The 20,628-nt window shown below is 69.5% G+C and carries 20 protein-coding genes; 9 read left to right on the top strand and 11 right to left on the bottom strand.

Translation table 11 applies throughout. The features are described 5' to 3' along the window. From AC1DQJ_RS00410 to AC1DQJ_RS00400, 3 genes are read left to right on the top strand one after another with little or no spacing between them, the layout of a single operon-like run. On the top strand, positions 1 to 1,899 hold the full coding sequence (locus AC1DQJ_RS00410) for a dipeptide/oligopeptide/nickel ABC transporter permease/ATP-binding protein (RefSeq protein ID WP_477599158.1): 1,899 nt from the start codon (positions 1 to 3) through the stop codon (positions 1,897 to 1,899). Further along, on the top strand, positions 1,896 to 2,696 hold the full coding sequence (locus AC1DQJ_RS00405; protein WP_477599156.1) for an ABC transporter ATP-binding protein: 801 nt from the start codon (positions 1,896 to 1,898) through the stop codon (positions 2,694 to 2,696). The genes AC1DQJ_RS00410 and AC1DQJ_RS00405 overlap by 4 nt, the downstream gene beginning before the upstream one ends. After that, the gene (locus AC1DQJ_RS00400) at positions 2,696 to 4,621 is read left to right on the top strand and encodes a CocE/NonD family hydrolase (protein ID WP_477599154.1); all 1,926 of its coding nucleotides are present in this window, start codon (positions 2,696 to 2,698) and stop codon (positions 4,619 to 4,621) included. Before AC1DQJ_RS00405 ends, AC1DQJ_RS00400 begins: the two co-directional genes overlap by 1 nt. 43 nt (positions 4,622 to 4,664) lie before the next feature. On the opposite strand, the gene AC1DQJ_RS00395 is transcribed toward AC1DQJ_RS00400, so the two are convergent. Further along, on the bottom strand, positions 4,665 to 5,354 hold the full coding sequence (locus AC1DQJ_RS00395; protein ID WP_477599152.1) for a TetR/AcrR family transcriptional regulator: 690 nt from the start codon (positions 5,352 to 5,354) through the stop codon (positions 4,665 to 4,667). Positions 5,355 to 5,415: 61 nt separating this feature from the next. Continuing rightward, positions 5,416 to 6,210, bottom strand: coding sequence for a GNAT family N-acetyltransferase (locus tag AC1DQJ_RS00390; protein WP_477599151.1), 795 nt, complete (start codon positions 6,208 to 6,210; stop codon positions 5,416 to 5,418). Between the two features lie 144 nt (positions 6,211 to 6,354). Here AC1DQJ_RS00390 and AC1DQJ_RS00385 point away from each other — a divergent pair, with 144 nt between their 5' ends. The 3 genes from AC1DQJ_RS00385 (at position 6,355) to AC1DQJ_RS00375 (ending at position 9,485) form a co-directional block, all read left to right on the top strand. Further along, a complete protein-coding gene (locus AC1DQJ_RS00385; RefSeq protein ID WP_477599149.1) occupies positions 6,355 to 7,941 on the top strand; it encodes an ABC transporter substrate-binding protein in 1,587 nt (528 codons plus the stop codon). Between the two features lie 9 nt (positions 7,942 to 7,950). Continuing rightward, positions 7,951 to 8,391, top strand: a complete 441-nt coding sequence (locus AC1DQJ_RS00380; protein ID WP_477599147.1) for a nuclear transport factor 2 family protein — start codon at positions 7,951 to 7,953, stop codon at positions 8,389 to 8,391. A 407-nt stretch (positions 8,392 to 8,798) separates the two neighbouring features. Beyond that, positions 8,799 to 9,485: a PEPxxWA-CTERM sorting domain-containing protein gene (locus AC1DQJ_RS00375; protein ID WP_477599145.1), complete on the top strand. Its 687-nt coding sequence runs from the start codon at positions 8,799 to 8,801 to the stop codon at positions 9,483 to 9,485. A gap of 28 nt (positions 9,486 to 9,513) precedes the next feature. Here AC1DQJ_RS00375 and AC1DQJ_RS00370 read toward each other — a convergent pair whose 3' ends face one another. Continuing rightward, positions 9,514 to 11,784 carry an NADP-dependent malic enzyme gene (locus AC1DQJ_RS00370; protein WP_477599143.1) on the bottom strand — a complete coding sequence of 757 codons (2,271 nt, stop codon included), beginning with the start codon at positions 11,782 to 11,784 and terminating at the stop codon, positions 9,514 to 9,516. Between the two features lie 130 nt (positions 11,785 to 11,914). Further along, positions 11,915 to 13,018, bottom strand: coding sequence for an HPP family protein (locus AC1DQJ_RS00365; RefSeq protein WP_477599141.1), 1,104 nt, complete (start codon positions 13,016 to 13,018; stop codon positions 11,915 to 11,917). Positions 13,019 to 13,200: 182 nt separating this feature from the next. Here AC1DQJ_RS00365 and AC1DQJ_RS00360 point away from each other — a divergent pair, with 182 nt between their 5' ends. Then, positions 13,201 to 13,545 (top strand): PilZ domain-containing protein, encoded by a 345-nt coding sequence (locus AC1DQJ_RS00360; RefSeq protein ID WP_477599139.1) that lies wholly within the window; start codon positions 13,201 to 13,203, stop codon positions 13,543 to 13,545. On the opposite strand, the gene AC1DQJ_RS00355 is transcribed toward AC1DQJ_RS00360, so the two are convergent. Further along, a complete protein-coding gene (locus tag AC1DQJ_RS00355; RefSeq protein ID WP_477599137.1) occupies positions 13,542 to 13,805 on the bottom strand; it encodes a DUF1272 domain-containing protein in 264 nt (87 codons plus the stop codon). The two genes, AC1DQJ_RS00360 and AC1DQJ_RS00355, sit on opposite strands and share 4 nt — an antisense overlap. 105 nt (positions 13,806 to 13,910) lie before the next feature. Between AC1DQJ_RS00355 and AC1DQJ_RS00350 the strand changes: the two genes are divergently transcribed. Further along, the gene (locus AC1DQJ_RS00350; RefSeq protein WP_477599135.1) at positions 13,911 to 14,669 is read left to right on the top strand and encodes a PEPxxWA-CTERM sorting domain-containing protein; all 759 of its coding nucleotides are present in this window, start codon (positions 13,911 to 13,913) and stop codon (positions 14,667 to 14,669) included. A gap of 57 nt (positions 14,670 to 14,726) precedes the next feature. Here AC1DQJ_RS00350 and AC1DQJ_RS00345 read toward each other — a convergent pair whose 3' ends face one another. The 3 genes from AC1DQJ_RS00345 to AC1DQJ_RS00335 are packed head-to-tail and all read right to left on the bottom strand — an operon-like array spanning position 14,727 to position 18,212. Then, on the bottom strand, positions 14,727 to 14,978 hold the full coding sequence (locus AC1DQJ_RS00345; RefSeq protein ID WP_477599133.1) for a hypothetical protein: 252 nt from the start codon (positions 14,976 to 14,978) through the stop codon (positions 14,727 to 14,729). 46 nt (positions 14,979 to 15,024) lie between these two features. Further along, positions 15,025 to 17,541: an ABC transporter permease gene (locus AC1DQJ_RS00340; protein WP_477599131.1), complete on the bottom strand. Its 2,517-nt coding sequence runs from the start codon at positions 17,539 to 17,541 to the stop codon at positions 15,025 to 15,027. Next, complete coding sequence (locus tag AC1DQJ_RS00335; protein ID WP_477599129.1) at positions 17,541 to 18,212, bottom strand: ABC transporter ATP-binding protein; 672 nt, start codon at positions 18,210 to 18,212, stop codon at positions 17,541 to 17,543. Before AC1DQJ_RS00335 ends, AC1DQJ_RS00340 begins: the two co-directional genes overlap by 1 nt. A gap of 55 nt (positions 18,213 to 18,267) precedes the next feature. Between AC1DQJ_RS00335 and AC1DQJ_RS00330 the strand changes: the two genes are divergently transcribed. Continuing rightward, a complete protein-coding gene (locus tag AC1DQJ_RS00330) occupies positions 18,268 to 18,909 on the top strand; it encodes an arylesterase (RefSeq protein WP_477599127.1) in 642 nt (213 codons plus the stop codon). Here the strand turns inward: AC1DQJ_RS00330 and AC1DQJ_RS00325 are convergent. Genes AC1DQJ_RS00325 through AC1DQJ_RS00315 form a run of 3 tightly spaced genes read right to left on the bottom strand, consistent with a single transcriptional unit; the run spans position 18,906 to position 20,616 of the window. After that, positions 18,906 to 19,715 (bottom strand): GIN domain-containing protein, encoded by an 810-nt coding sequence (locus AC1DQJ_RS00325; protein ID WP_477599125.1) that lies wholly within the window; start codon positions 19,713 to 19,715, stop codon positions 18,906 to 18,908. The genes AC1DQJ_RS00330 and AC1DQJ_RS00325 overlap by 4 nt on opposite strands. An 11-nt stretch (positions 19,716 to 19,726) precedes the next feature. Further along, a complete protein-coding gene (locus AC1DQJ_RS00320; RefSeq protein WP_477599123.1) occupies positions 19,727 to 20,293 on the bottom strand; it encodes a DUF1700 domain-containing protein in 567 nt (188 codons plus the stop codon). Next, entirely contained in the window at positions 20,290 to 20,616 is a 327-nt protein-coding gene (locus AC1DQJ_RS00315) for a PadR family transcriptional regulator (RefSeq protein ID WP_477599121.1), read from the bottom strand. The genes AC1DQJ_RS00320 and AC1DQJ_RS00315 overlap by 4 nt, the downstream gene beginning before the upstream one ends. Positions 20,617 to 20,628: the final 12 nt, after the last annotated feature.

The following is a 20,628-nucleotide window of genomic DNA, read 5'->3' as shown; positions in this document are numbered from 1 at the left end:
ATGGGCATCGCCGGTCCGGGACATCTCGCTAGTATTTCGCGCTCGCCAGCCGCCATCGCCGGCGCGGCGGCGGCCCTGGCCTTGCTGGCGGTGGCGGTCTTCGGCCCCGCCTTGTTCGGAGCGACCGCCGCGCATGTCGATCTCGACGCCGCCATCCAAGGCCCCAGCGCGCAGCATCTGCTCGGAACCGACGAACTCGGCCGCGACCTGCTGGCCCGCGTCATCACCGCCACGCGGGTGTCCCTGGGGCTCAGCCTGTTGGCCACGCTCATCGGCGCCGCGGTCGGCATAGGACTCGGCGCTCTTCCGGCCGTCACCGCCCCCTGGGTCGGTCGGATCGTCACAAGCATCGTCAACCTGGCCCTGGCCTTCCCCGCCCTGTTGCTGACCCTGTTCGTCGCGGCCATCGTCGGGGCGGGCGTGAAGAGCGCGACCTTGGCCATCGCCGTCGCGCTCGCGCCGATCTTCGCCCGCCTTGCCCACACGTTGTCGGCCGGCGTGCAGAACGCCGACTACGTGTCCGCGGCCCGGGCGCTCGGGGTGAAGCCGCTGACGATCCTGACCCGCCACATCGTGCCCAACATCGCCGGACCGCTGCTGGTCACCGGCGTCATGGGCGTCAGCAGCGCGCTCATCGTCCTGGCCGGCCTCTCGTTCCTTGGCCTCGGCGTCCAGCCGCCAAACTACGATTGGGGCGCGCTTCTCAACCAGGGCCTCAACCGGATCTATGTCAGCCCCGCTTCGGCGCTCGCGCCCGCGGCGGCCATCGTCCTGGCCGGCGTCGGACTGAGCCTGGCCGGCGAAACCCTGGCGATCCTGTTGGGGTTGCGAGAGGCTCAGCCCCCCGGCCCGAGCCGGGGGGCGGCGCGCATCACCGCGGAGGCCGCCGCCGCGCCGAGCGCTGGCGCGCTGCTCCAGGTCGAAGACCTGCACGTCACGGCGTCCGCCCCTGGCGGCGCGCGCATCGAGATCGTCCGCGGCCTGACATTTGCGATCCGACCCGGCGAGCGAGTGGCGATTGTCGGCGAGTCCGGGTCGGGCAAGACCATGGCCGCGCTCGCCATCGCTCAGTTGCTGGATGGGCGCGCGCAGGCGCAGGCGAAATTACTGACCTTTGCCGGCCGCCCCCTGCTCGGCCCGCACGCGATCGACCGCCAGGCCATGCGAACCCTACTCGCCGGCGGCTTGCCGATGGTCTTCCAGGACCCGCTCGGCGCGTTCAATCCGCTGCTGAAGGTCGGCCGCCAGATCGCCGAGGTCGCAGCGACGCATGACGGCATGAGCCGACGCGACAGTCTGGCCAGGGCGATCGATCGCTTGGGCGCGGTCGCCATCGACACACCGGCTCGGCGAGCCGCTCAGCGGCCCCACGAGCTCTCCGGCGGCATGCTGCAACGGGCGATGATCGCCATGGCGCTGATGCTCAAGCCCCGGCTTGTGATCGCCGATGAGCCGACCACCGCCCTTGACGTGACCGTGCAGAAGCAGGTGCTGGACCTGATCGACCGGGCCTGCGAGGAGGCCGGCGCCGGGCTGCTGCTGATCTCCCATGACCTGGCGGTTGTCACCCAGGCCTGCGACCGGGTTCTGGTTATGTATGCGGGCCGCATCGTGGAAGACCTAAGCGCCGATCAGCTCCTGGCGGGCCCGGCGCACCCGTACACCCAGGCCCTGCTCGATGCGACGCTGGACATGCGGACCCCTCGCGGCCTCCCGCTGGTCACTCTGCGTGGCCGCGCGCGCCGTCCGGACGAGGCTGGCGCCGGGTGCGCGTTCGCCGGGCGATGCGCGCACGCGGTCGCTCGATGCCGCGAGCACGAGCCGCCGCTGGACGTCCATTCACCAGGACAGCGCGCCGCCTGCTGGCGGCCCCTCACTCCGGCTGGAGAGCAGCGATGAACGGCCTTGTCCTCAAGGACGTCGCCATTCGCTATGGCCGGGGGCAGGCCGAGCGAACGGCCGTCGGCGGCGTGAGCCTAACGGCCGCGAGAGGCTCGGCTCTAGGCTTGGTCGGGGAGTCCGGCTGCGGGAAGTCCTCGCTGGCGCGCGCCATCGCTGGGATGCTGCCGATCGGCGACGGCCAGATCCTTCTCGATGGGCAGGATGTGGCGTCCCTGCGACGCAGCGGCCAGCCATTCCCGATCCAACTGGTCTTTCAGAACTCGCTCGCCGCACTCGACCCGCGGCGAACCGCGGCCCAGTCGATCTCCGAGGCGTTGGAAGGGCGAGGTATCCGTGGCCGCGCGGCCGAGGCGCTGGTGGAGCATCACCTCGACCAGGTGGAGCTCGATCCGGCCCACGGGCGTCAGCGCCCCGGCCAGCTCTCCGGCGGCCAGCGGCAACGGGTGGCGATCGCCCGCGCGCTGGCGGCGCGGCCCCAGGTGATCGTCGCCGACGAGATCACCTCTGCGCTCGACGTTTCGGTCCAGGCGGCGATCCTGAACCTGCTGGCCCGCCTGCGCGCTGAGCTGGGCTTCACCCTGGTCTTCATTTCGCACAACCTCGCAGCGGTCCGCTTCATCAGTGATGAGATCGCGGTCATGCGTGCAGGCCGCCTCGTCGAAAGCGGCCCGGCCGAAGCCGTCACCCGCGATCCCAGCCATCCCTACACCCGCACCCTGCTGGAGGCGGCGCCCTGGCTCGGCGCCAGGCAGAACGCCCGACCGGCGCCAGACCTCAAAACGGAGAAGGCATGATGTCCGCTGCCCCCGCATTTCCAGGCACGATCCCAGAGAACCTGCTCGTGGAGCTTGCCGATGGGACCACGATCGCCGTCAGCCTGGTGACTCCGGCCGGCCCCGGTCCATTCCCGGCCTTGCTGAGCTTCTACCCCTACCGCAAGGACGACTTCATGGGCGCGGGCGTCGCCCATGCCCGCGACTTCTTCGCCCAAGCCGGCTACGCGACCGTCCTGGTCGATATCCGCGGCTATGGGAGTTCGCTGGGCCGCTCCTACCAGGCGTGGGACCAGCGCGAGTTCGACGACGCCGCCGAGGTCGTCGAATGGGCCGCCCGCCAGCCATGGTGCAACGGCCGCACGGGCGTCTGGGGCTCCTCCTATGGCGGGGCGCAGGCGCTGGGCGTGGCGACCCGTCGACCGCCCTCGCTGCGGGCCATCGCCAGCGTCTACGGCGCGGCGGATATCTTCGAGGACTTCGTCTATCCGGGAGGCTGCCCCAACGCTCTGGGGGCCGCGGCCTGGGGCGCGCTGGTGGTCGCCAAGGAACTGGCGCCGCCCAGCCTGCAGGACTCGGGCGGCCGCTGGCTGGACGTCTGGCGCGAACGCCTGGCCCGCCTCGACGATCGCGAGATCTCCTCGATGATCTGGCCGGCGCACGCCACCTATGACGAGTACTGGCAATCGCGGCGGATTGACGTGGAGTCCATCGAGGTTCCCAGCTTCTTCCTGTCGGGATGGCGCGACCTGCTCTGCAAGGGGATGTTCGACGCCCACGACCGCTGCCAGGCCGAGAAGCGGCTTCTGGTGGGCCCCTGGACGCACGCCGCCCCGGACGCCAGCCTCGAGGCGCCCTTCGACTGGCTGGAGGAACTGCGCGGCTGGTTCGATCGCTGGATGACCGACCGGCCGGTAGAGGTCGATCAGCCGCCGGTCATCTACTACGTGCAGGGCGCCGCCGAGTGGCGAACAGCCGACCAATGGCCCCCGAATGGGGCGACCGAACTCGTTCGGCGTCCTGGACCAGGCGGGACCCTCGCCACCGCGCCAAAGCCGCTCAGCGAGACCTACGCATCACCATCCCTGGTCGGGGTCGAGGCCGGGCTCTGGTATCCGATGGGCCTGACCTTGGCGGGTTCCTTCGACCAGGGTCGCGACGACGAGAAGTCCATGTGCTTCACCTCTGAAGCGCTCCCCGACGCGGTCGACATCACCGGTTCGCCCAGCGCCCGGCTAGTCGTCCAGGTGGCGGAGGGCAAGGAAGCCCATCTCTGCATCAAGCTCTGCCACGTGGGCCCGGACGACCGCTCGACCCTGATCACGTCCGGCTGGCTGCGCCTGCCCCCGTCGGTCGCCGGCGAGGCGCCGGTCCAGACCGTCGACATTCCCTTCTATCCCACTGCGTACCGCATCCCGGCCGGCCACCGGCTGCGCTGGACGGTCTCCGGCGCGGACTTCCCGCGTCTTTGGCCGACGGCGGAGGCGCCGACCTTCACCCTGTTCTCATCGGAGGGTGCGCCGTCGTTTATCACCGTGCCGGTCTCCGATCCGAAGGCCGGCGAGGCCACGGTATTCACGCCGCACAAACCGCCGGCAATCAGCGCGCCCTGGATGATCAGCGCCGCGCCAGTCTGCCGGATCACCCGCGATGAAGCGCGAAAGGGCGTCGAGGTGCTGGCTGGAGTCGACATGACCCTGCGCCTGCCGCAGGGCGGGACGTTCCGGCTCGACCATTCGATCCGCGGCCAAATGGAGGACAGCCAGCCGGCCGCGGCCTCGATGCGCACCCGAGCCATCGTCGAGATGCGGCTTACCAGCGGTGAGCATATCGTCATGGAGACCGCCGGTTACTCCACACTCGGCCGGCGGCACATTTCGGGGAAGATCACCGCCATGGGCGAGGTGATCTACGAGCGGCGCTGGTCGACCTTCAACGGGATCTAGACCCCTTTCCGGCTCAGTCGCCTGAGCCGGAAGCCGTCACGCTCTAGGCGTTGGCGTTCACGAAGCGGGTCGGCGGCGGCAGGGTCAGATCGGCCCGGCGGATCGCGCCGTCGGCCGTCTGCGCGCGGACCATCGCCAGCGCCCAGTCCGAATACTCCCGGCAGAGGTCCTCAAGCTTGAGTTCGCCGCGCGGCGAAAACCAGTGCGACACGCCGGTCGCCATCTGCAGCAGCGCCCGAGCGGCCAGGTCGACGTGGGCGACCTCGAAAACGCCCTGCTCCACCCCGTACCGGACAGCCCCGCGCCAAGCGCTCTCGTACTCGTCGCGCAACGCCAGCACGTCCTTTCGCTGCTTGCCCGACAACGCCCGGACCTCGGTGTCGCTGACCAGGGTCCGCAGCCGGTCGCTGGCGTGCGCCCAGACGTGTTGCTCGACGATGATCGCCAGGCGGGCGGCCGGATCAGCGACCTCGGCGGCGACCCGTGCGGCGGCTCGGTTCAGCGGCGTGATCGCGCTGAACATGATCTCCACCAGGAGATCGTCCTTGTTGGTCATGTAGTGGTACAGGGTCGCCGTCTTCAGCTCGGCGGCGTTCGCGATGTCGCGGATGCCTGTGCCGTTGAAGCCCTGCTTGGCGAACAGCCCCAAAGCGGAGCGCAGCACCCGGTCGCGGGTGCTCTCCGTATCCTGGACCTTTTCCGAACCCGCGGCCGGAGATCGTTTTGCAGGCAAGACTTCATCCTATCGAGTGATCGATCGAACCTATCGTCCCGCCCTGAAGGGGACAACCAGCTCAGCTATCTGAATTGACCTTGGCCCAGAGCGACCACGGCTCCAGCAACCGAAAGCCCAGAAGCTCGTAGAGGCCGTAGCCCATCTCCGATGAGTGCAGGAAAACCCGCCGCGCTCCGGCGGCGAACGCCTCTTCGACCATGTGGCTGGTCAAGGCCGCCGCGTGACCCATTCGGCGATGGCCCGGATCGGTGGCGATGGAGATCAGGTTGACGTGATCAGCACAACGCACCGCCGTGCCGGTGACCGCGAGCTCGCCTCCCGCCTCGCCAAGATACGTCTTCCAGGCCGGCGAGGCCTGCTTGCGTTCGGACATCACCGCACCGATCACTTCGACCGGCGCCTGCAGCGAGTCCGCGACGAGTTGCAGGTGTAAGCGGTCCTCAGTCGGCCCGAGCCGGCGAAACGGCAGGTTCGAAGGCGCAGCCGGACGGAAGTCATCCTGTTCCAAGCTCATCAGCGGCAGACGTTCCTCGACCTCGAAGCCTTCCTGGCGCGCCAGCTCCTCGACTGCGGCGCTCAGGTTGGGCCGCGTCTTCAGGCCGACCGGCAGACCGCTCGCGGCGACCCGGCCGATAAGGTCCCTGACAACTTTCGGATCGGCGTCGCCGCGCTCCACGAACACGCTGTTGTAGCTGGCGTACGGCAAGCCGGACACGGTCGCTGTGGCGCCGGGCAGGCGGGCCATCCACGCGCCCTCGCCGCTCGCGTCGCGCGCCGAGGACAGGTAGGCCTCGACGACTTCGTCAGCGATCTCGATCGCCGAGCGCCTTGACCCCTGTCCTGCCGAGCCCATCTCAAACCCCGAAAACCGATCGATCGATCGATTGACAAATAGGCCACCTTCCCGATGATTGCAAGTCTGGCGCGGCTGGTCTGAGCGCTTAGGGAGACGCGTCGGGTGCTGACGATATCAAGGGCTATACTCCGGCTTGCGACCATGGCGGCGGGGGGACTGCTGCCGCTCGCCATGGCCGCCTGCGATCGCCCCGAGCAGGCGGCCAGGGACGCATCCCTGTTCACCATCGCCCTTCCCGCAGATCCGGGCAGCCTGGATCCTCACCATGCGGCGACCTATGGGCCGGCGTTCATGCTGGCCTTCGCCTATGACGGACTGGTGGTGCGCGGCGCCGACCTGCGGCCCCAACCAGGTCTGGCGCAGTCATGGTCTCAAACGAGCACGGCGATCACCTACCGGCTGCGCGACAACGCCACCTGCGCCGACGGCTCGCCCCTGACGGCCGCCGACGTCGCCGACAACTTCGCCTACATCCTCGACCCGAAGAACGGTTCGACGCTGCTGGGAGCCGGCGCCCCGGTCGGCTCGAAGGTCAGCTTCGACGCCGCGGCGCGTACGATCACCCTCACAGCGCCCAAGCCCAACAGCTTCCTGCTCGACATAACCGGCGCGGTGCCGATCGTCTGCCGCCCGGGCCTGCGCGACCGCACCAGGCTGGGCCGCGGCACCGAGGGCACCGGCCTCTATCGGCTGGTCCGGGCGCAACCCAACGAGAGCTACGCGTTCGAACTTCGCCAGGGGTACGAGTGGGGTCCGGACGGCGCGACGTCGCGCACGCCGGGGCTGCCCAAACGGGTCGAGTTCCGGATGATCGCCAACCCCACAACCGCTGCGAACCTGCTGCTCGCCGGTCAGCTCACCGCCGCCGGCGTCAACGGGCCCGACCGGCAGCGCCTGGAGGCGGCCGGCTTCCGGGCCGTGACCACGCGGAGCCCCGCGATCCAGATGTGGTTCAACCAGGCGCCCGGACGCGTCACCGGCGACATGGAAATCCGCCGTGCCCTGTCCATGGCGATCAGCAGCGACATGATCGCTCGCGCGGCAGGAGGCGGCGGACGCTGGGCTCTGCCTGCGCGGCGGCTGGCCGGGGCCGACCCGATGGCATGCACCACCGACACCGCCACCGGCGCATCGCCGCCATTTGATCCCGTTGCGGCCGCGCGCCTGCTCGACCGCGCCGGTTGGATTGTCGGCCCGGACGGCGTTCGGGTGAAGGACGGGCGGCGGCTTAGCCTGCAGATGGTCTACGACCGTGAACTGGTCGATGTGTCGCTGATGAACGCCGCCGCCGAGCTGGCCGTGGCCCAATGGCGCGCAATCGGCGTCGAGGTGAAGGCCCGCAGCGTCGCCGGGCCAGTAATCGCAGAGGTCCTGTTCGGGACCAGCGAGTACGACATCAACTGGGTCCCGATCATCGTTTCGCTGCCGAACCGGTTGCTGATGTTCACTTCGGGCCCCACGCCGCCCCGCGGAGTGAATTTCCCGCACCTGCGCCTGCCCGCGATCGAAACCCTCAGCGAGAGCGCCAACCAGCTGCCCGGCGACGCCTCGTGTCCGATCTGGGACGAGGTGGAACGGGAATATCTCCGATCCGTCTCGGCCGTGCCGATCATGGACGCCGACAACCCTATCTACACGCGCTCGGCCAGCTTCCGGCGCAACGGACTCTCCATCGTGGCCGCCAGCATCCGCCTGACGCCCGAGCCCATCCCAAGCCCGACAAATTAAGGAGCCCCCATGAGCGACCCGGATATTCGCGCCATCGAAGCGTTGCTGGATAACCTCTACGACTCGATCTCGGGGCCCAAGGGGCCGCGGGACTGGGAGCGGCAGGCCGCCTGCTTCGCGCCCGGCGCCCTGCAACGGCGCACCGGCGTAGATGAAACAGGGCGGGCCTGGATGAAGGCCATGGACCGCGACGACTACAGGCGGGACACCACGCCCTTCTTCGACGCGACCGACTTCTTCGAGGTCGAGATCGCCCGGCGCATCGACCGCCTCGGAAATATGGCCCAGGTCTGGAGCCTGTACGAGGCCAGGAGCGCGCCGGACGACGCAAATCCCGAACGCCGCGGGATCAATTCGATCCAATTTTTCCGCGACCCCGATCTCGGTTGGCGGATCGTCTCGATGATCTGGGACAATGAGCGCCCAGGCGTCACGGTCGCCCCGTTCTAAGACGAACCCCGGTGAATCCCCTCCGTGCTAGGCGCGGAGGGCTTAGCGCGCCTGGAACAGGCTGCCGGCCAGCAGATAAGTGGCCGCGCCGCCGAGGCAGGTGATCGCGAACGGGCGTCAGGCCGTTCAGACGCAAGCTGCGTCGCCAACAGATAGGCGCCGGCCCGTCTCAAGAATCGACGTGGAACTTTAAGCATCCACCCGGGGTTCTCTGGGTATAATCCGGAGAGTCGGGAAACCCACAGATCATGCACGCCTAGATGCGCTGTCTATTTTTGACTCTCGTGAGCTCAAGAACAGAATAGCGATAGTATTTTGCCGCCGACTGGGCCGCAGCCGTTCGCCCCATTGCCGACCCACTCCGGAACACCTCATCGACATCGCATAGCAAGCTGAGGAGACAACTCGTGGGCCTCAAGATCAACGTCGCCGCGGTCGCCATGGCCGCCAGTCTCATAACGGCCAGCAACGCCGAATCCCTGACCGTTCTGTCCGGCGGCGTGGACACTCCACCGGTCGGCCAGCAATTGGTCTCTGATTTCGATGGCCTCATCGCCCCCAGCTTCAACCTCATCCTGAACGGTCCGGCTGGGATCTTCGATGGATTGCTCGGACTGATCTCCGGAATCGCGGCGCCGCCGCCCGGCACGACCAGCCACTACCTGGCCATCCAGCAGGGCGGGAACGCCACACTGTTCACGCCCCTGCTCAGCGAGCTCAGCGTCTATATCGGCTCGCCGGACTCCTACAACAGCATCAGGTTCATCGGCTTGAACGGCTATGACGAGACCCTGAGCGGCTCAGCCCTGGCTGGCGGATCGTTCAATGGCGACCAGTCGATCGGCCGACGGATGACCTACCAGTTTGGCGACCACCGGGTCACCCAGGTGATCTTCTCGTCGAGCGGCCACTCCTTCGAGCTCGACAACATCGCGGCCACGATCGCGCCCCAGGCGGCCTCGACCGTGCCGGCCGCGGCCTCGGTTGTGCCCGAGCCGGCCACCTGGCTGATGATGATCGCCGGGGTCGGCGTCGCCGGGATCATGCTGCGGCGTCGACGGCGCCTCAACAGAACGCCGGGCCTGCCGACCTGAGCCGGATGGCGGCTCCCCGCGCCCCACCCTAGCCCTTGGCGACGACGGCCTGGCTGGCGACCAGGGCCGTCATGTTGACCACCCCACGCGCCGTCGCGGTTGGGCTGAGCACGTGCAGGGGCCGCGAAAGGCCCAGCAGCAGCGGTCCGACCTCGACGCCCTCCGTGACCGCGCTGACCAGCGTCAGGGCGATGTTGGCGGCGTCCAGGGACGGCGCGATCAGCAGGTTGGCGTCGCCCTCGAATGCTCCGCCCGAAATGTAGCGGGCGCGGACGTCCTGGGAGAGCGCGGCGTCGCCGTGCATCTCGCCGTCCACCTCGAGCTGCGGGTCGAGACTACGGACGATGGCCAGGGCCTGGCGCATCTTGCGGGCCGAAGGCGAGTTCGATGACCCGAAGCTGGAGTGCGAGAGCAGCGCCACCTTCGGCGTGATGCCGAAGCCGCGCACCGCCTCGGCCGCCAGGATGGTCGCCTCGGCGATCTGCTCGGCGGTCGGGTCGACGTTGACGTGGGTGTCGCAGAAGAACAGCGCGCCCTTGGGCATGATCACGCCCGACAGCGCCGAGATGCGCGAGACGCCCGGGCGAGCCGGGATCACCGGAGTCGCATAGGTGAAGTGCCGCCACCAATCGCCGCCGCCGCCGACCAGGGCCCCGTCCACCATCCCTCGCCGCAGCAGCATCGCCGCCGTCACGGTCGGACGGGTCACCACGCGCCGGTTGGCCGCCGCCGGCGGCACGCCGCGCCGCTCGACGATGGCGCGGTACTCGGCCGAGATGTCCTCCACCGACGGGTCCACGTCCGGATCGAAGATTTCGATGTCGACGTCGGGGGTCAGGCGCAGACCCAGTTCGCGCACCTTGGCCTCGATGGTCTCGCGGTGGCCGATCAGCACCGGCCGGGCGAGCTGCTCGTCGACCACGGTCTGGACGCCGCGCAGGACGCGCTCATCCTCGCCCTCGGCGTAGGCGATGCGGCGCTTGCTGTCGCGGGCCTGGGCGAACACCGGACGCATCAACTGGCCGGAGCGGTAGACATAGCCTTCCAGTTCGCGGCGATAGGCGTCGAAGTCCGCGATCGGTCTGCGGGCGACGCCGGAGTCCATCGCCGCCTTGGCCACGGCCGGGGCGATTTCGAGGATCAGCCGCGGGTCGAACGGCTTGGGGATCACATAGTCGCGGCCGAACAGCTGGGCCTGGCCGGCATAGGCGCTGGCCACGACCTCGCTGGCCTCGACTCGGGCCAGCTCGGCGATGGCCTCGGCGGCCGCGCGCTTCATCGCCTCGTTGATCTCGGTGGCGCCGACGTCCAGCGCCCCGCGGAAGATGAACGGGAAGCAGAGGACGTTGTTGACCTGGTTCGGGTAGTCCGAGCGGCCGGTGGCGACGATGGCGTCCGGCCGGCTGGCCATCACCAGCTCGGGCAGGATCTCGGGCTCCGGATTGGCCAGCGCCATGATCAGCGGGCTGTCGGCCAGCAGCGGCAGCCATTCGGCCTTCAGCACCCGCGGGGCCGAGAGGCCCAGGAAGATGTCGGCGCCGACCAGCACGTCGGGCAGCGCCCGGGCGTCGGTCTTGCGGGCGTAGCGTTCCAGCTCGGGCGTCAGGTCGCCGCGATCCTTGTGCACCACGCCGTTGATGTCGGTCAGGGTGACGTTGTCGGCCGGCAGCCCCATGCTGACCAGCAGGTCGACGCAGGCCAGGGCGGCCGCGCCGGCGCCCGAGGTGACCAGCTTGACCTCCTCCAGCGCCTTGCCCTGGATAGTCAGGGCGTTCCGCACCGCCGCCGCGCAGACGATGGCCGTGCCGTGCTGGTCGTCATGGAAGACCGGGATGTTCATCCGGGCCCGCAGCGCGCGCTCGATGTAGAAGCACTCGGGGGCCTTGATGTCCTCGAGGTTGATGCCGCCGAAGGTCGGCTCCAGGGCCGCCACCACCTCGACGAAATGGTCCGGGCTGGAGGAGTCGACCTCGAGGTCGAAGACGTCGATGCCGGCGAACTTTTTGAAGAGCACCGCCTTGCCCTCCATCACCGGCTTGGAGGCCAGCGGCCCGATATTGCCCAGGCCGAGCACCGCGGTGCCGTCGGTGATCACCGCAACCAGATTGCCGCGGGCCGTGAGCTTCTCGGCCCAGGCCGGGTCCTCGACGATGGCGTCGCAGGCCGCCGCCACGCCCGGCGAGTAAGCCAGGGCCAGGTCGCGCTGGGTGGCCATCGGCTTGGTGGGTTCGACGCTCAGCTTCCCCGGCCGACCGGACTGGTGATAGGCGAGCGCAGCGCGCCGTAGAGTGTCTTCCAAAGCCAGGTGCCTCCGTACAGCGGGCTCGCGCGGGGGATCCGCCCGCACGCTCCTTCGATACGACGGGGTCGAACACCGATTCTAGCCCGCCGGCGCCGAAATCTCGGTCGTGGCTCTGACTAATCGCAGATCAGGCGGCTGTGCGCTCGGCGACTACCGCCTCGACGATGTGGGCGCGGTAGAGCACGGCGATCAGATCGGTCTGGGTGATGATGCCGACCAGCACCCGGTTCTCGTCGACGACCAGGGCCTCGTGCGCCGCGCCGCTGGACAGCAGCGGCAACAGCGCCTCGACCGGGGTGCGCTCGCGCACGCGGTGCATGAACGGATCGAGCGCGGTCTCCACCGAGCGGCTTCGCGCGGCCAGCAGTTCGGCCCGGCGGACCATGCCGACCACTCGCCGCTGGGCGTCGATCACCGGCGCAGTGCGCAGGTCGTGCGATTGCAGGAAGGCCAGGGCGCTTTCGGCGCTCTGGTGGACGTCGACGGTGATCACGTCGCGCGACATGATCTCGCCGCAGAGGATCGCCGAGTGCAGCCGCTTGTGCGCCTTCAGCTCTACCTGGCGGAACAGGGCGTCGAGGTCCTCACGGCTGACGTCGAGTAGTTCGCCGTACTGGGCCAGGGCATCGTCGAGGTCCTGGGCGGTGTAGCCGACCCGGGATTGGGGGGCGGCGTCCTTGGTGGCGTGCGGGCTGGCGGGCGCAGCGACCTTGTGCGGATAGGAGCGGCCCATCAGCCGGTTGATCCCCACGGCGGCCAGCACCATCAGCACCGAGCACAGCGCCACCGGGACCAGGACGAAGCCGTAGCCGAGCGAGGTGACCGCCGGTCCGCCGATCACCGCCGTCAGCGCCATCGCTCCGCCTGGCGGATGCAGGCAGCCGAGCAGCGACATCAACACGATGGAGAGCGACACCGCCAGCATCGCGGCCAGGGTCGGCTCTGGCACGAGCAGCGCGCAGGTCACGCCGACCAGGGCCGACAGCACGTTGCCGCCGACCACGGCGCGCGGCTGGGCGAGCGGGCTGGCCGGCACTGCGAACAGCAGCACCGCCGAGGCGCCGATCGGCCCGACCAGCAACGGCCCGAGGGCGAGATCGCCCCCCGCGGCGAGGCGAGCCACGACGGCGGTGACGGCCACGCCGGCCAGGCTGCCAAGACCGGCGCGCCAGACATCGGCGAAACGGATGGGCGTGGGCCTGGCCAGGGCGGCTGCAAGTCTCGCGAACATGGAGCGCCTTATGGCGCGGCAGCGCGTCGATGGCGCGCCCGAAACTCTAAGCCGGCCCCAAGTTTTTCGGTTGGCGCGACGAAGCGTCACCTTTCATATATCAATGTTTTGTGGCTTTGGTGCCGCCCGACGCCTCCGTACAGTTAAGCCTGCCGAAAGCGTTTCCTGTCAGGAATGATCTCGTGACCACGCCGATAGACTATGACGATCGCAGAGAGCATCCCCGTGAGCCGACGGCGCTGCGCGCCCGCGTGTTCTACGGACAGGGCATGGCCCACTGGGCCGATTGCACCATCGTCGACCTGAGCAAGGGCGGCGCACGCCTGTCGATCTCCGCGATCTACCCCCTGCCCTCGCGGTTCGTGGTGCTGCAGCTGCTCGGCGGCATGGTCTACGACGTGCGCGTGCGCTGGCGCCGCGGCGACCTGACCGGCGTCTCGTTCGACGCCCAGACGAATATCGAAACCAACACCGAAGAGCGTCTGGCCACTGTCCAGAAAGCCTGGACCGCCCTGCGCGCGGCCTAGGCCATCCGGCGCTGCCGCTCCACGCACGGACCGTCCTTGCTGAGCACCCGCTCGGCTGACGCCGGGAAGCGTGCGAGCGCGGCCGGCGGCCGGATCGGACGCGGAACCAGGTTTCCACCGCAGTTGGGGCATGCGCCCTTCAGCACCTCGTCCACGCAGTCCGCGCAGAAGGTGCATTCGAAAGAGCAGACGCGCGCGGCTTCCGACTCCGGCGGCAGGTCTCGGTCGCAGCATTCGCAGTTTGGCTTCAGCAGCAGCATGGGATGCTCCAGATGGGAGACGCCAGCTAACGCCTGGGCGCTCGCCTATGGAACGACATTATTCCCTCGAAAGCCGACAAACTCGCCTGCTGGTTGGCGCCAGCCTTGCGAGAGCCCCTGCATCGAATTTCATTTTGGGACGCGCAGGCGACCCGCACCAAGGGGCTGAACATGAACTTCAAGGGTTTCGCCGTCGCGCTCATCGCCGGCCTGTCGATCACCACCGCCGCCAACGCCGGCGTCACCGTACAGAACAGCGACTTCCTGAGCGCCGCTGGGAACAGCTTCAACGGCTTCGAAGGCTTCTCTTCGACCTTCTACAACGGCTCGACCGCCTACACTGAAGGCGGGATCAAGGTCCAGTACGTCGGCAGCGACCCGTGGATCCTGACCACCCAGGACGCCGTCGGCCAGAACAGCTGGACCCCGTACAATGGCGGCAACGGCTACACCAAGATCTCGCTGGCCAGCGGCGCCGACTTCAGCGCCATCGAATTTCTGGCCGGCACCACCAACTGGACCGGCGGATCGCGCCTGCAGTACCAGCTGTTCAACAACGGCTCGCTGATCTCCAGCGGCTACACGGGCTCGCTCGGCAACGTCAATTCGAGCCTGAAGACCGTCGGCTTCCTGGGCACGAACGGCACGCTGTTCGACGAACTGCGGGTTCAGAACATCTTCGACAAGAACTTCGACGCCGGCGAGACCGACCGCCTGATCCTCGACAACATCACCATCAAGAGCGCGGGCATCGCCAGCGCTGTGCCGGAACCGGCCACCTGGGCGATGATGATCATCGGCTTCGGCGCCGTGGGCTCGATGGCGCGCAGCTCGCGCCGCCGCCTGGCCTTCGCCGCGGCCTAACCCGACAGAATATTGGTGGAACAGGGCCGCGCGTCGCGAGACGGGCGGCCCCTATTTTTAGGCGTCCCAGGTCCGGCCAGTATGGGCGACATGGAAGTCGCCGCTGACCGACAGCACGATCCAGTCGCCGGACTGGGCGATGGCCCAGCCCTCCGGGGTGCAGACCTGCACCGCGCCGGCCTCGGTCATGGCGTGGGCGTCTTCTCCGAGCCAGGCCCAGAGCTTGTGCCAACTGCGGGTGTCGTTGGGCGGCGGCACGCGAAGCGCTGCGCCATGATCGAAAGCGGGACTGGAACGGGCGGACCTCATGGGGGAAATACGCCGCTGCATCGGTGACCAGATTCTTAAGGCGGATTCACTCTGTTCGAAGAGCCGCCGCAGGACGCTTGGCGAGCGCATGCAGCGAGGCCAGCACGCCGCCCAAACCGGCCAGCAAGGCCGCGCCCAGCACCAGGGCGGCGACGCCGGACCAATCGATCGCCCAATCGGCCTTGAACACCTGTGTCACAACGGGCCAGGCCGCGATCGCGCCGAGCCCCACGCCGGTGACGCCGGCGATCAGCCCAACCGCCCCGTATTCCAGCACATAGGCGGCCAGCACCTGCAGCCGCGAGGCGCCCAGCACCTTGAGGATCGAGGCTTCGCGGGTCCGCGCCTGGGCGCGCGCGGCGATGGCGCCGGTCAGCACCAGCAGCCCGGCCAGGGCCGCCACCGCCGCGGCGGCGCGTATGGCCAGGGCCAGGCGGTCGAACAGGTCCGTGGCCGCCTCCAGCTGCTCGCGCACCGAAATGACGTTCACCTCCGGGAAGTCGCGGCCTAGCGCGCGCGTCACCCGCGCCTCTTGGTCCCTATTGGCCTTGGCGATGGCGACATGGCGCAGCTCCGCCCCTTCCAGGGCCGAAGGCGTGAGGATCAACGGGAAGCTGGCGCCGAAGCCGCCGACATCGACCTTGCGCAGGACGGCGATCTTCGCCTCAATCTCGCGCCCGAGCACCGACAGGGTCACTCGATCGCCGACCTTCAGCCCGCCGCCGCGAGCCGCCTCGACCTCCATGGCCAGCAAGGGCGGGCCGGAATAGTTCGCCGGCCACCAGCGGCCCTCGACGATCTCCGGGTCGACCGGCTCGGGGCCGATGGCCGAGATCGAGATGTCGTTGTCATAGGCCCAGCGCTCGCGCTCGGGGATGGTCTTGCGGTCCAGCGGCTTGCCGTTCAGCCGCACGATCCGCCCGGTCAGGAACGGCGCGCGCAGATAGTTGTCGGCGGTCAGCTTCTGGCCGAAGCCAGCGGCCACCACCTGGTCGAACCTCGCCGCCTGGTCGCCGGGAATGTCGGTGAACACCAGGGCTGGAGCGGTGCGCGGCGCGACCTCGGCCACCTGGCGCAGCAGGCTGGACTGGATCAGCACCACCGCCGCCAGCAGGCCGACCCCAAGGCCGATGGCCGGCGCCGCCGTGCGCGCGGCCGACCGCGGCCCGGCCAGGTTGGCCAGGCCCATGCGCAGCGCCCCTCGCGTCCTGCCCCGGAACTGCCCGGCGGCGCGCGCCGCCAGCCGGCCGAGCCCCCACAACAGGACGAAGGAGACGGCGACGCCGCCGATCATCAACCCCGCGGCCAGCGGCGTCGGAGCCGTGAGCACCGACAGCACCGCCAGCGACAGGGCGGCGAGGCCCGCGCCGATGGTCTCGACGCTGAACGTCAACGCACCGCGGGCGTCGTGGCGAAACAGGCTGGCCGGCGGCGTCGAACGCGCCCGGGCCAGCGGGACCAGGGCGAAGGCGGCGGCCGACAGCAACCCAAACGCCCCGGCCCGCAGCAACGGCCCCGGATAGACCGCAAACAGCGCTGGGACCGGCAGGTCCTCGGGGATGAGGCCGGCCAGCACGAACGGCGCGGCCGCCCCCAGCGCCAGGCCGATGGCGACGCCCAGCACCGCCAGCACCCCGATCTGCGCCAGATAGAGATTGCGGATGAAGCCGCCCTCCGCGCCCAGCGCTTTGAGCACCGCGATCGACGGCTTGCGCTCCTCCAGGAAGGCGGTGACCGCGCCAAAGACCCCGAGCCCCCCGGCGACCAGCGAGGCCAGGCCAATGAAGCCGAGGAAGTATTCTAGCTGGTCGATCAGCCAGCGCACGCCCGGCGCGGCGTCCTCGCGGTCGCGCATCCGCACGGCCCGGTCCTTGAGGGTCTTGCGCAGCTCCTTGCGCGCCTGCGTCGGCGAGACGTTGTCCGGCAAGGCGATGCGGGCGGTTTCCAGGAACGGCAGGCCGGGCTGCAGGAAGCCGCCCTGTTCCACCGCCTCGCGGCGGACCAGGACCCGCGGGCCCAGCGCAAAGCCGCGCGACAGGCGATCCGGCTCCTGGACCAGCACGCCGCGGACGATCACCGGCAGCTCGCCGACCAGGATGCGCTCGCCGATCCTGAGGTTCAGCCGCTCCAGCAGCACCCGTTCGACCACAGCGCCGGCGGTCCCGTCGGCGGCCGGTGCGATGGCGTGGGCCAGGTCGCCGCCGCCCTCCAAGGTCACCTTGCCGGCCAGCGGATAGGCGGCGCTGACGCCGCGCAGCTCGACCAGTCGGCGCTCGCCGGCTGAGGACTCCGCCATGGCGCGGCTGCTGACCGCGGTTGAGATCCGGCCGGCCTTGGCGATGGCGGCGGCCTCCGCCGGCGTAAACCGGCGCTGCTCGACGGTCACCGCCAGGTCGCCGCCGAGGATCTCGCGCGCCTGGCCGGCCAGGCCATGACGGAAGGCTTCGGCCGTCGAACCGGCCGCGGCGATGGCGGCGACGCCCAGCGCCAGGCAGGCCAGGAAGATCCGAAAGCCCTTCACGCCCGAGCGCAACTCACGCAGGGCGAAACGCAGCGCCAGCATCAGGCGTGACCGCCGCTGAGCCGCACCTGGCGGTCTGCGCGGGCGGCGAGATCAGGATCGTGGGTGACCAGCACCATGGCCGCCCCCTCCTCCGCCACCAGGCCGAACAGCAGGTCGGCGACCATGGCGGCGTTGGCGGCGTCGAGGTTGCCGGTCGGCTCGTCGGCGAACAGCAGGGCCGGTCGCGGCGCCAGCGCCCGGGCCAGGGCGACCCGCTGCTGCTCGCCGCCGGACAGCTGGTGCGGATAGTGGCGCAGGCGGCCGGCCAGCCCGACCCGGTCGAGCCAGGCGCGGGCGACGCCGTCGGGATCGGCCATGCCGGCGATCTCCATCGGCGCGGCGACGTTCTCCAGCGCGGTCATATTGGGCAGCAGGTGAAACGACTGGAAGACCAGCGAGACCTTGCCGCGCCGCAGCCGGGCGCGGCCGTCCTCGTTCAGCCTGGAGAGTTCGCGCCCGAGCAGCTCGACGCTGCCCGAGGTCGGCTGCTCCAGCCCGGCGGCCACGGCGATCAGGCTGGACTTGCCCGAGCCCGACGGTCCGGTGATCGCCACCCGCTCGCGCGGCGCCACGGAAAAGCTAAGGTCGCGAAGGATTTCCACCGGCCCGGCCGCCGAAGGCAGGGTCAGCGAGACGTTCCTTACGGCCAGTGGCGGGACGGCGTCGGACAAAGGGGCCTCTTAGGAGATTGAGCTTCACGGGTTACGGCCTAGATAGGACAGCAGAATGGCGCAGACACCCACCCTTTCGCTGACCCGTCGCCTGCTGATCGCCGGCGCCCTGGCCGCGTGGCCCACAGCTGGCCTCGCCCAAAAGCCGCGCGTGGTCACCATCCTGGGGGACTCGATCACCGCCGGCTACGGACTGCCGACCAGCGCCGCCCTGCCGGTTCAGCTGCAGGCGCAGCTGCGCAAGCGGGGCGCCAACGCCCTGGTGCGCGGCGCCGGGGTGTCGGGCGACACCACCTCTGGCGGCTTGGCCCGGGTCGACTTCAGCGTCCAGAGCGACACCGACGTCTGCCTGGTCGCCCTGGGCGGCAACGACCTGCTGCAAGGTATCGACCCCAAGCGCACCAAGGCCAATCTCGAGAAGATCGTCGCGCGCCTGAAGGCCCGAAAGATCGCGGTGGTCCTGGCCGGGTTGGACCCGCCGCCGGTGATCGGACGGGCCTACGCCAGCGAGTTCAAGGCGGTGTTTCCAGCGATCGCCAAGGCCCAGGGGATCGCGCTCTATCCCAACCTGCTGGCCGGGGTCATGCGCACCCCGGCCCTCAAGCAGCGGGACGGCTTCCACCCGAACGCCCAGGGCGTGCGGGTGATCGCTCAGGGCCTGGCGCCGGTGGTCCTTAAGGCGCTGGGCCGCAGCTAGGTCTCCTTGGCGTCATGCGCCGGCCTGCGCGGCGTATCGGTGTCGGAGGCGCGGCTGCCGTCCTCGAAGGTGACCGCGCCGGCACCGGTGACGTCGGTGTCCAGATGGGCCGGACGGCCGCTCAGCTTCACCGAGCCGGATCCGGAGACCTCGAGGCTGGCCGAGTCCCGGGCCGCGAGCGTCGCCTGGGCGCTGCCCGACACGTCGGCGGTAAGCTTTTCGCTGCGCAGGTCCGACAGGTCGGCCTCGCCCGAGCCGGAGAGCTCCAGGTCCAGGGCGGCGGTCTCGCCTTCGGCCTCGACCTCGGTGGCGCCGCTGGCGACGATGGACAGCTTGTCCTGCTTGTAGCTGCGGATCTCCAGCCGATCGTCGCCGCCGACCTCGAAGCGGGTCACGGCGGGCGCGCTCATCACCACCCGCAGGCGGACGAATTCGGCCGGGTCGCCGTCCAGGGTCAGGTGGCCGTTGCTGAGCTTCACCCGCTCGACGACGTCCTTGGGACCGACAATGCGGACCTTGCCCGGGCCGGCGGCCTGGGTGAACTCGATGCTCGCCGGGATCTCGAAGACCGCCTGGGCAGAGCCGTCCCAGGCCAGTTCGCGGGTAGTCTCTCCGGCCTCGGCAGCGGCGCTCGCCGGACGTTTGTCCTCGCTGCGGGAGGGGTGGTTATCGTGGTCGTCCCAGTCGACGGACCAATCCCAGTGACGGGCGGCGAGTTCGGGACCGCCCAGCGCGGCGGCGCCGGCCAAGGCGACCACCCCGGCCAGGAAGCCGGTGACGGCGATCAGGACAAGAACGCGGATCATGGCTGTGGCCCCTAGGCTTGAGGTTCGATGGCCGGCTTCAGCAGCCGGTAGTGCAGACGGCCGTACCAGACCAGGGCGTTGACCATGCCGATCACGATGATCGTCAGGATCGCGCCGGCCGAGGCGGCCAGGGCCATCAGGCCGATGCCGGCCAGCAGCGCTGCGACGGGTCCGCCGGGCGGGGCCAGGAACGGCCCGGCCGCGAACACCACGCCGCCGGCGATGAAGACGCCGATCGCTCCGACGATCAGGCCAAACAGCGCGCCCCCGACCGCCATCAGCAGCGGCAGCAGGATCAGCAGGTCGATGGCCCCGAGGCCCAGCACGGCGAAGATCGCGCCGGCGGCCGAGGTCGGGTTGCGCTGCTCTTCCCACTTCTTGAGGCCGACCTCGGCGCGCAGCTCGCGGGCCAGGCGGGCGGGATCGCCCAGCGCCTCGGCCACCTCGGCCTCGGTGCGACCGGCGGCCACGCCCTCGGCGAAATGGGTCTCGTAGTCGGCGACCGCGTCGTTGATGGCGCCGGCCGGCAGGCCGGAGAGCCCGAGCCGCAGCCGGTCAATGAACTCCTGACGGGTCATTCGGCGTCTCCCAGAATCTTCGCGACCGCGCGGGAAAATGCAGCCCATTCCGCCTTTTGCGCGGTGAAGCTCGCCTTTCCGGTCTCGGTCAGCTTGTAGTACTTGCGGGGCGGCCCGGCCGGGCTTTCGACCAGATAGGTCTCCACCAGCCCGTCGTTCTGCATCCGCCGCATCAGCGGATAGATGGTGCCTTCCCCCATATCGATCCCCTCGGCCAGCCGGCTCGCGATCTCGTAGGCGTAGCTGTCGTGCGAGGACAGCAAGGCCAGGACGCAGAGCTCCAGCACCCCCTTCTTCAATTGGACTTGTACGGTTTCCGCCACGAGCGAACCTCC

The organism is Phenylobacterium sp. P4_E10, assembly GCF_056401675.1.
The sequence above is the reverse complement of the archived record's forward strand: the minus strand, read 5'-3'. Positions and strand labels throughout refer to the sequence as shown.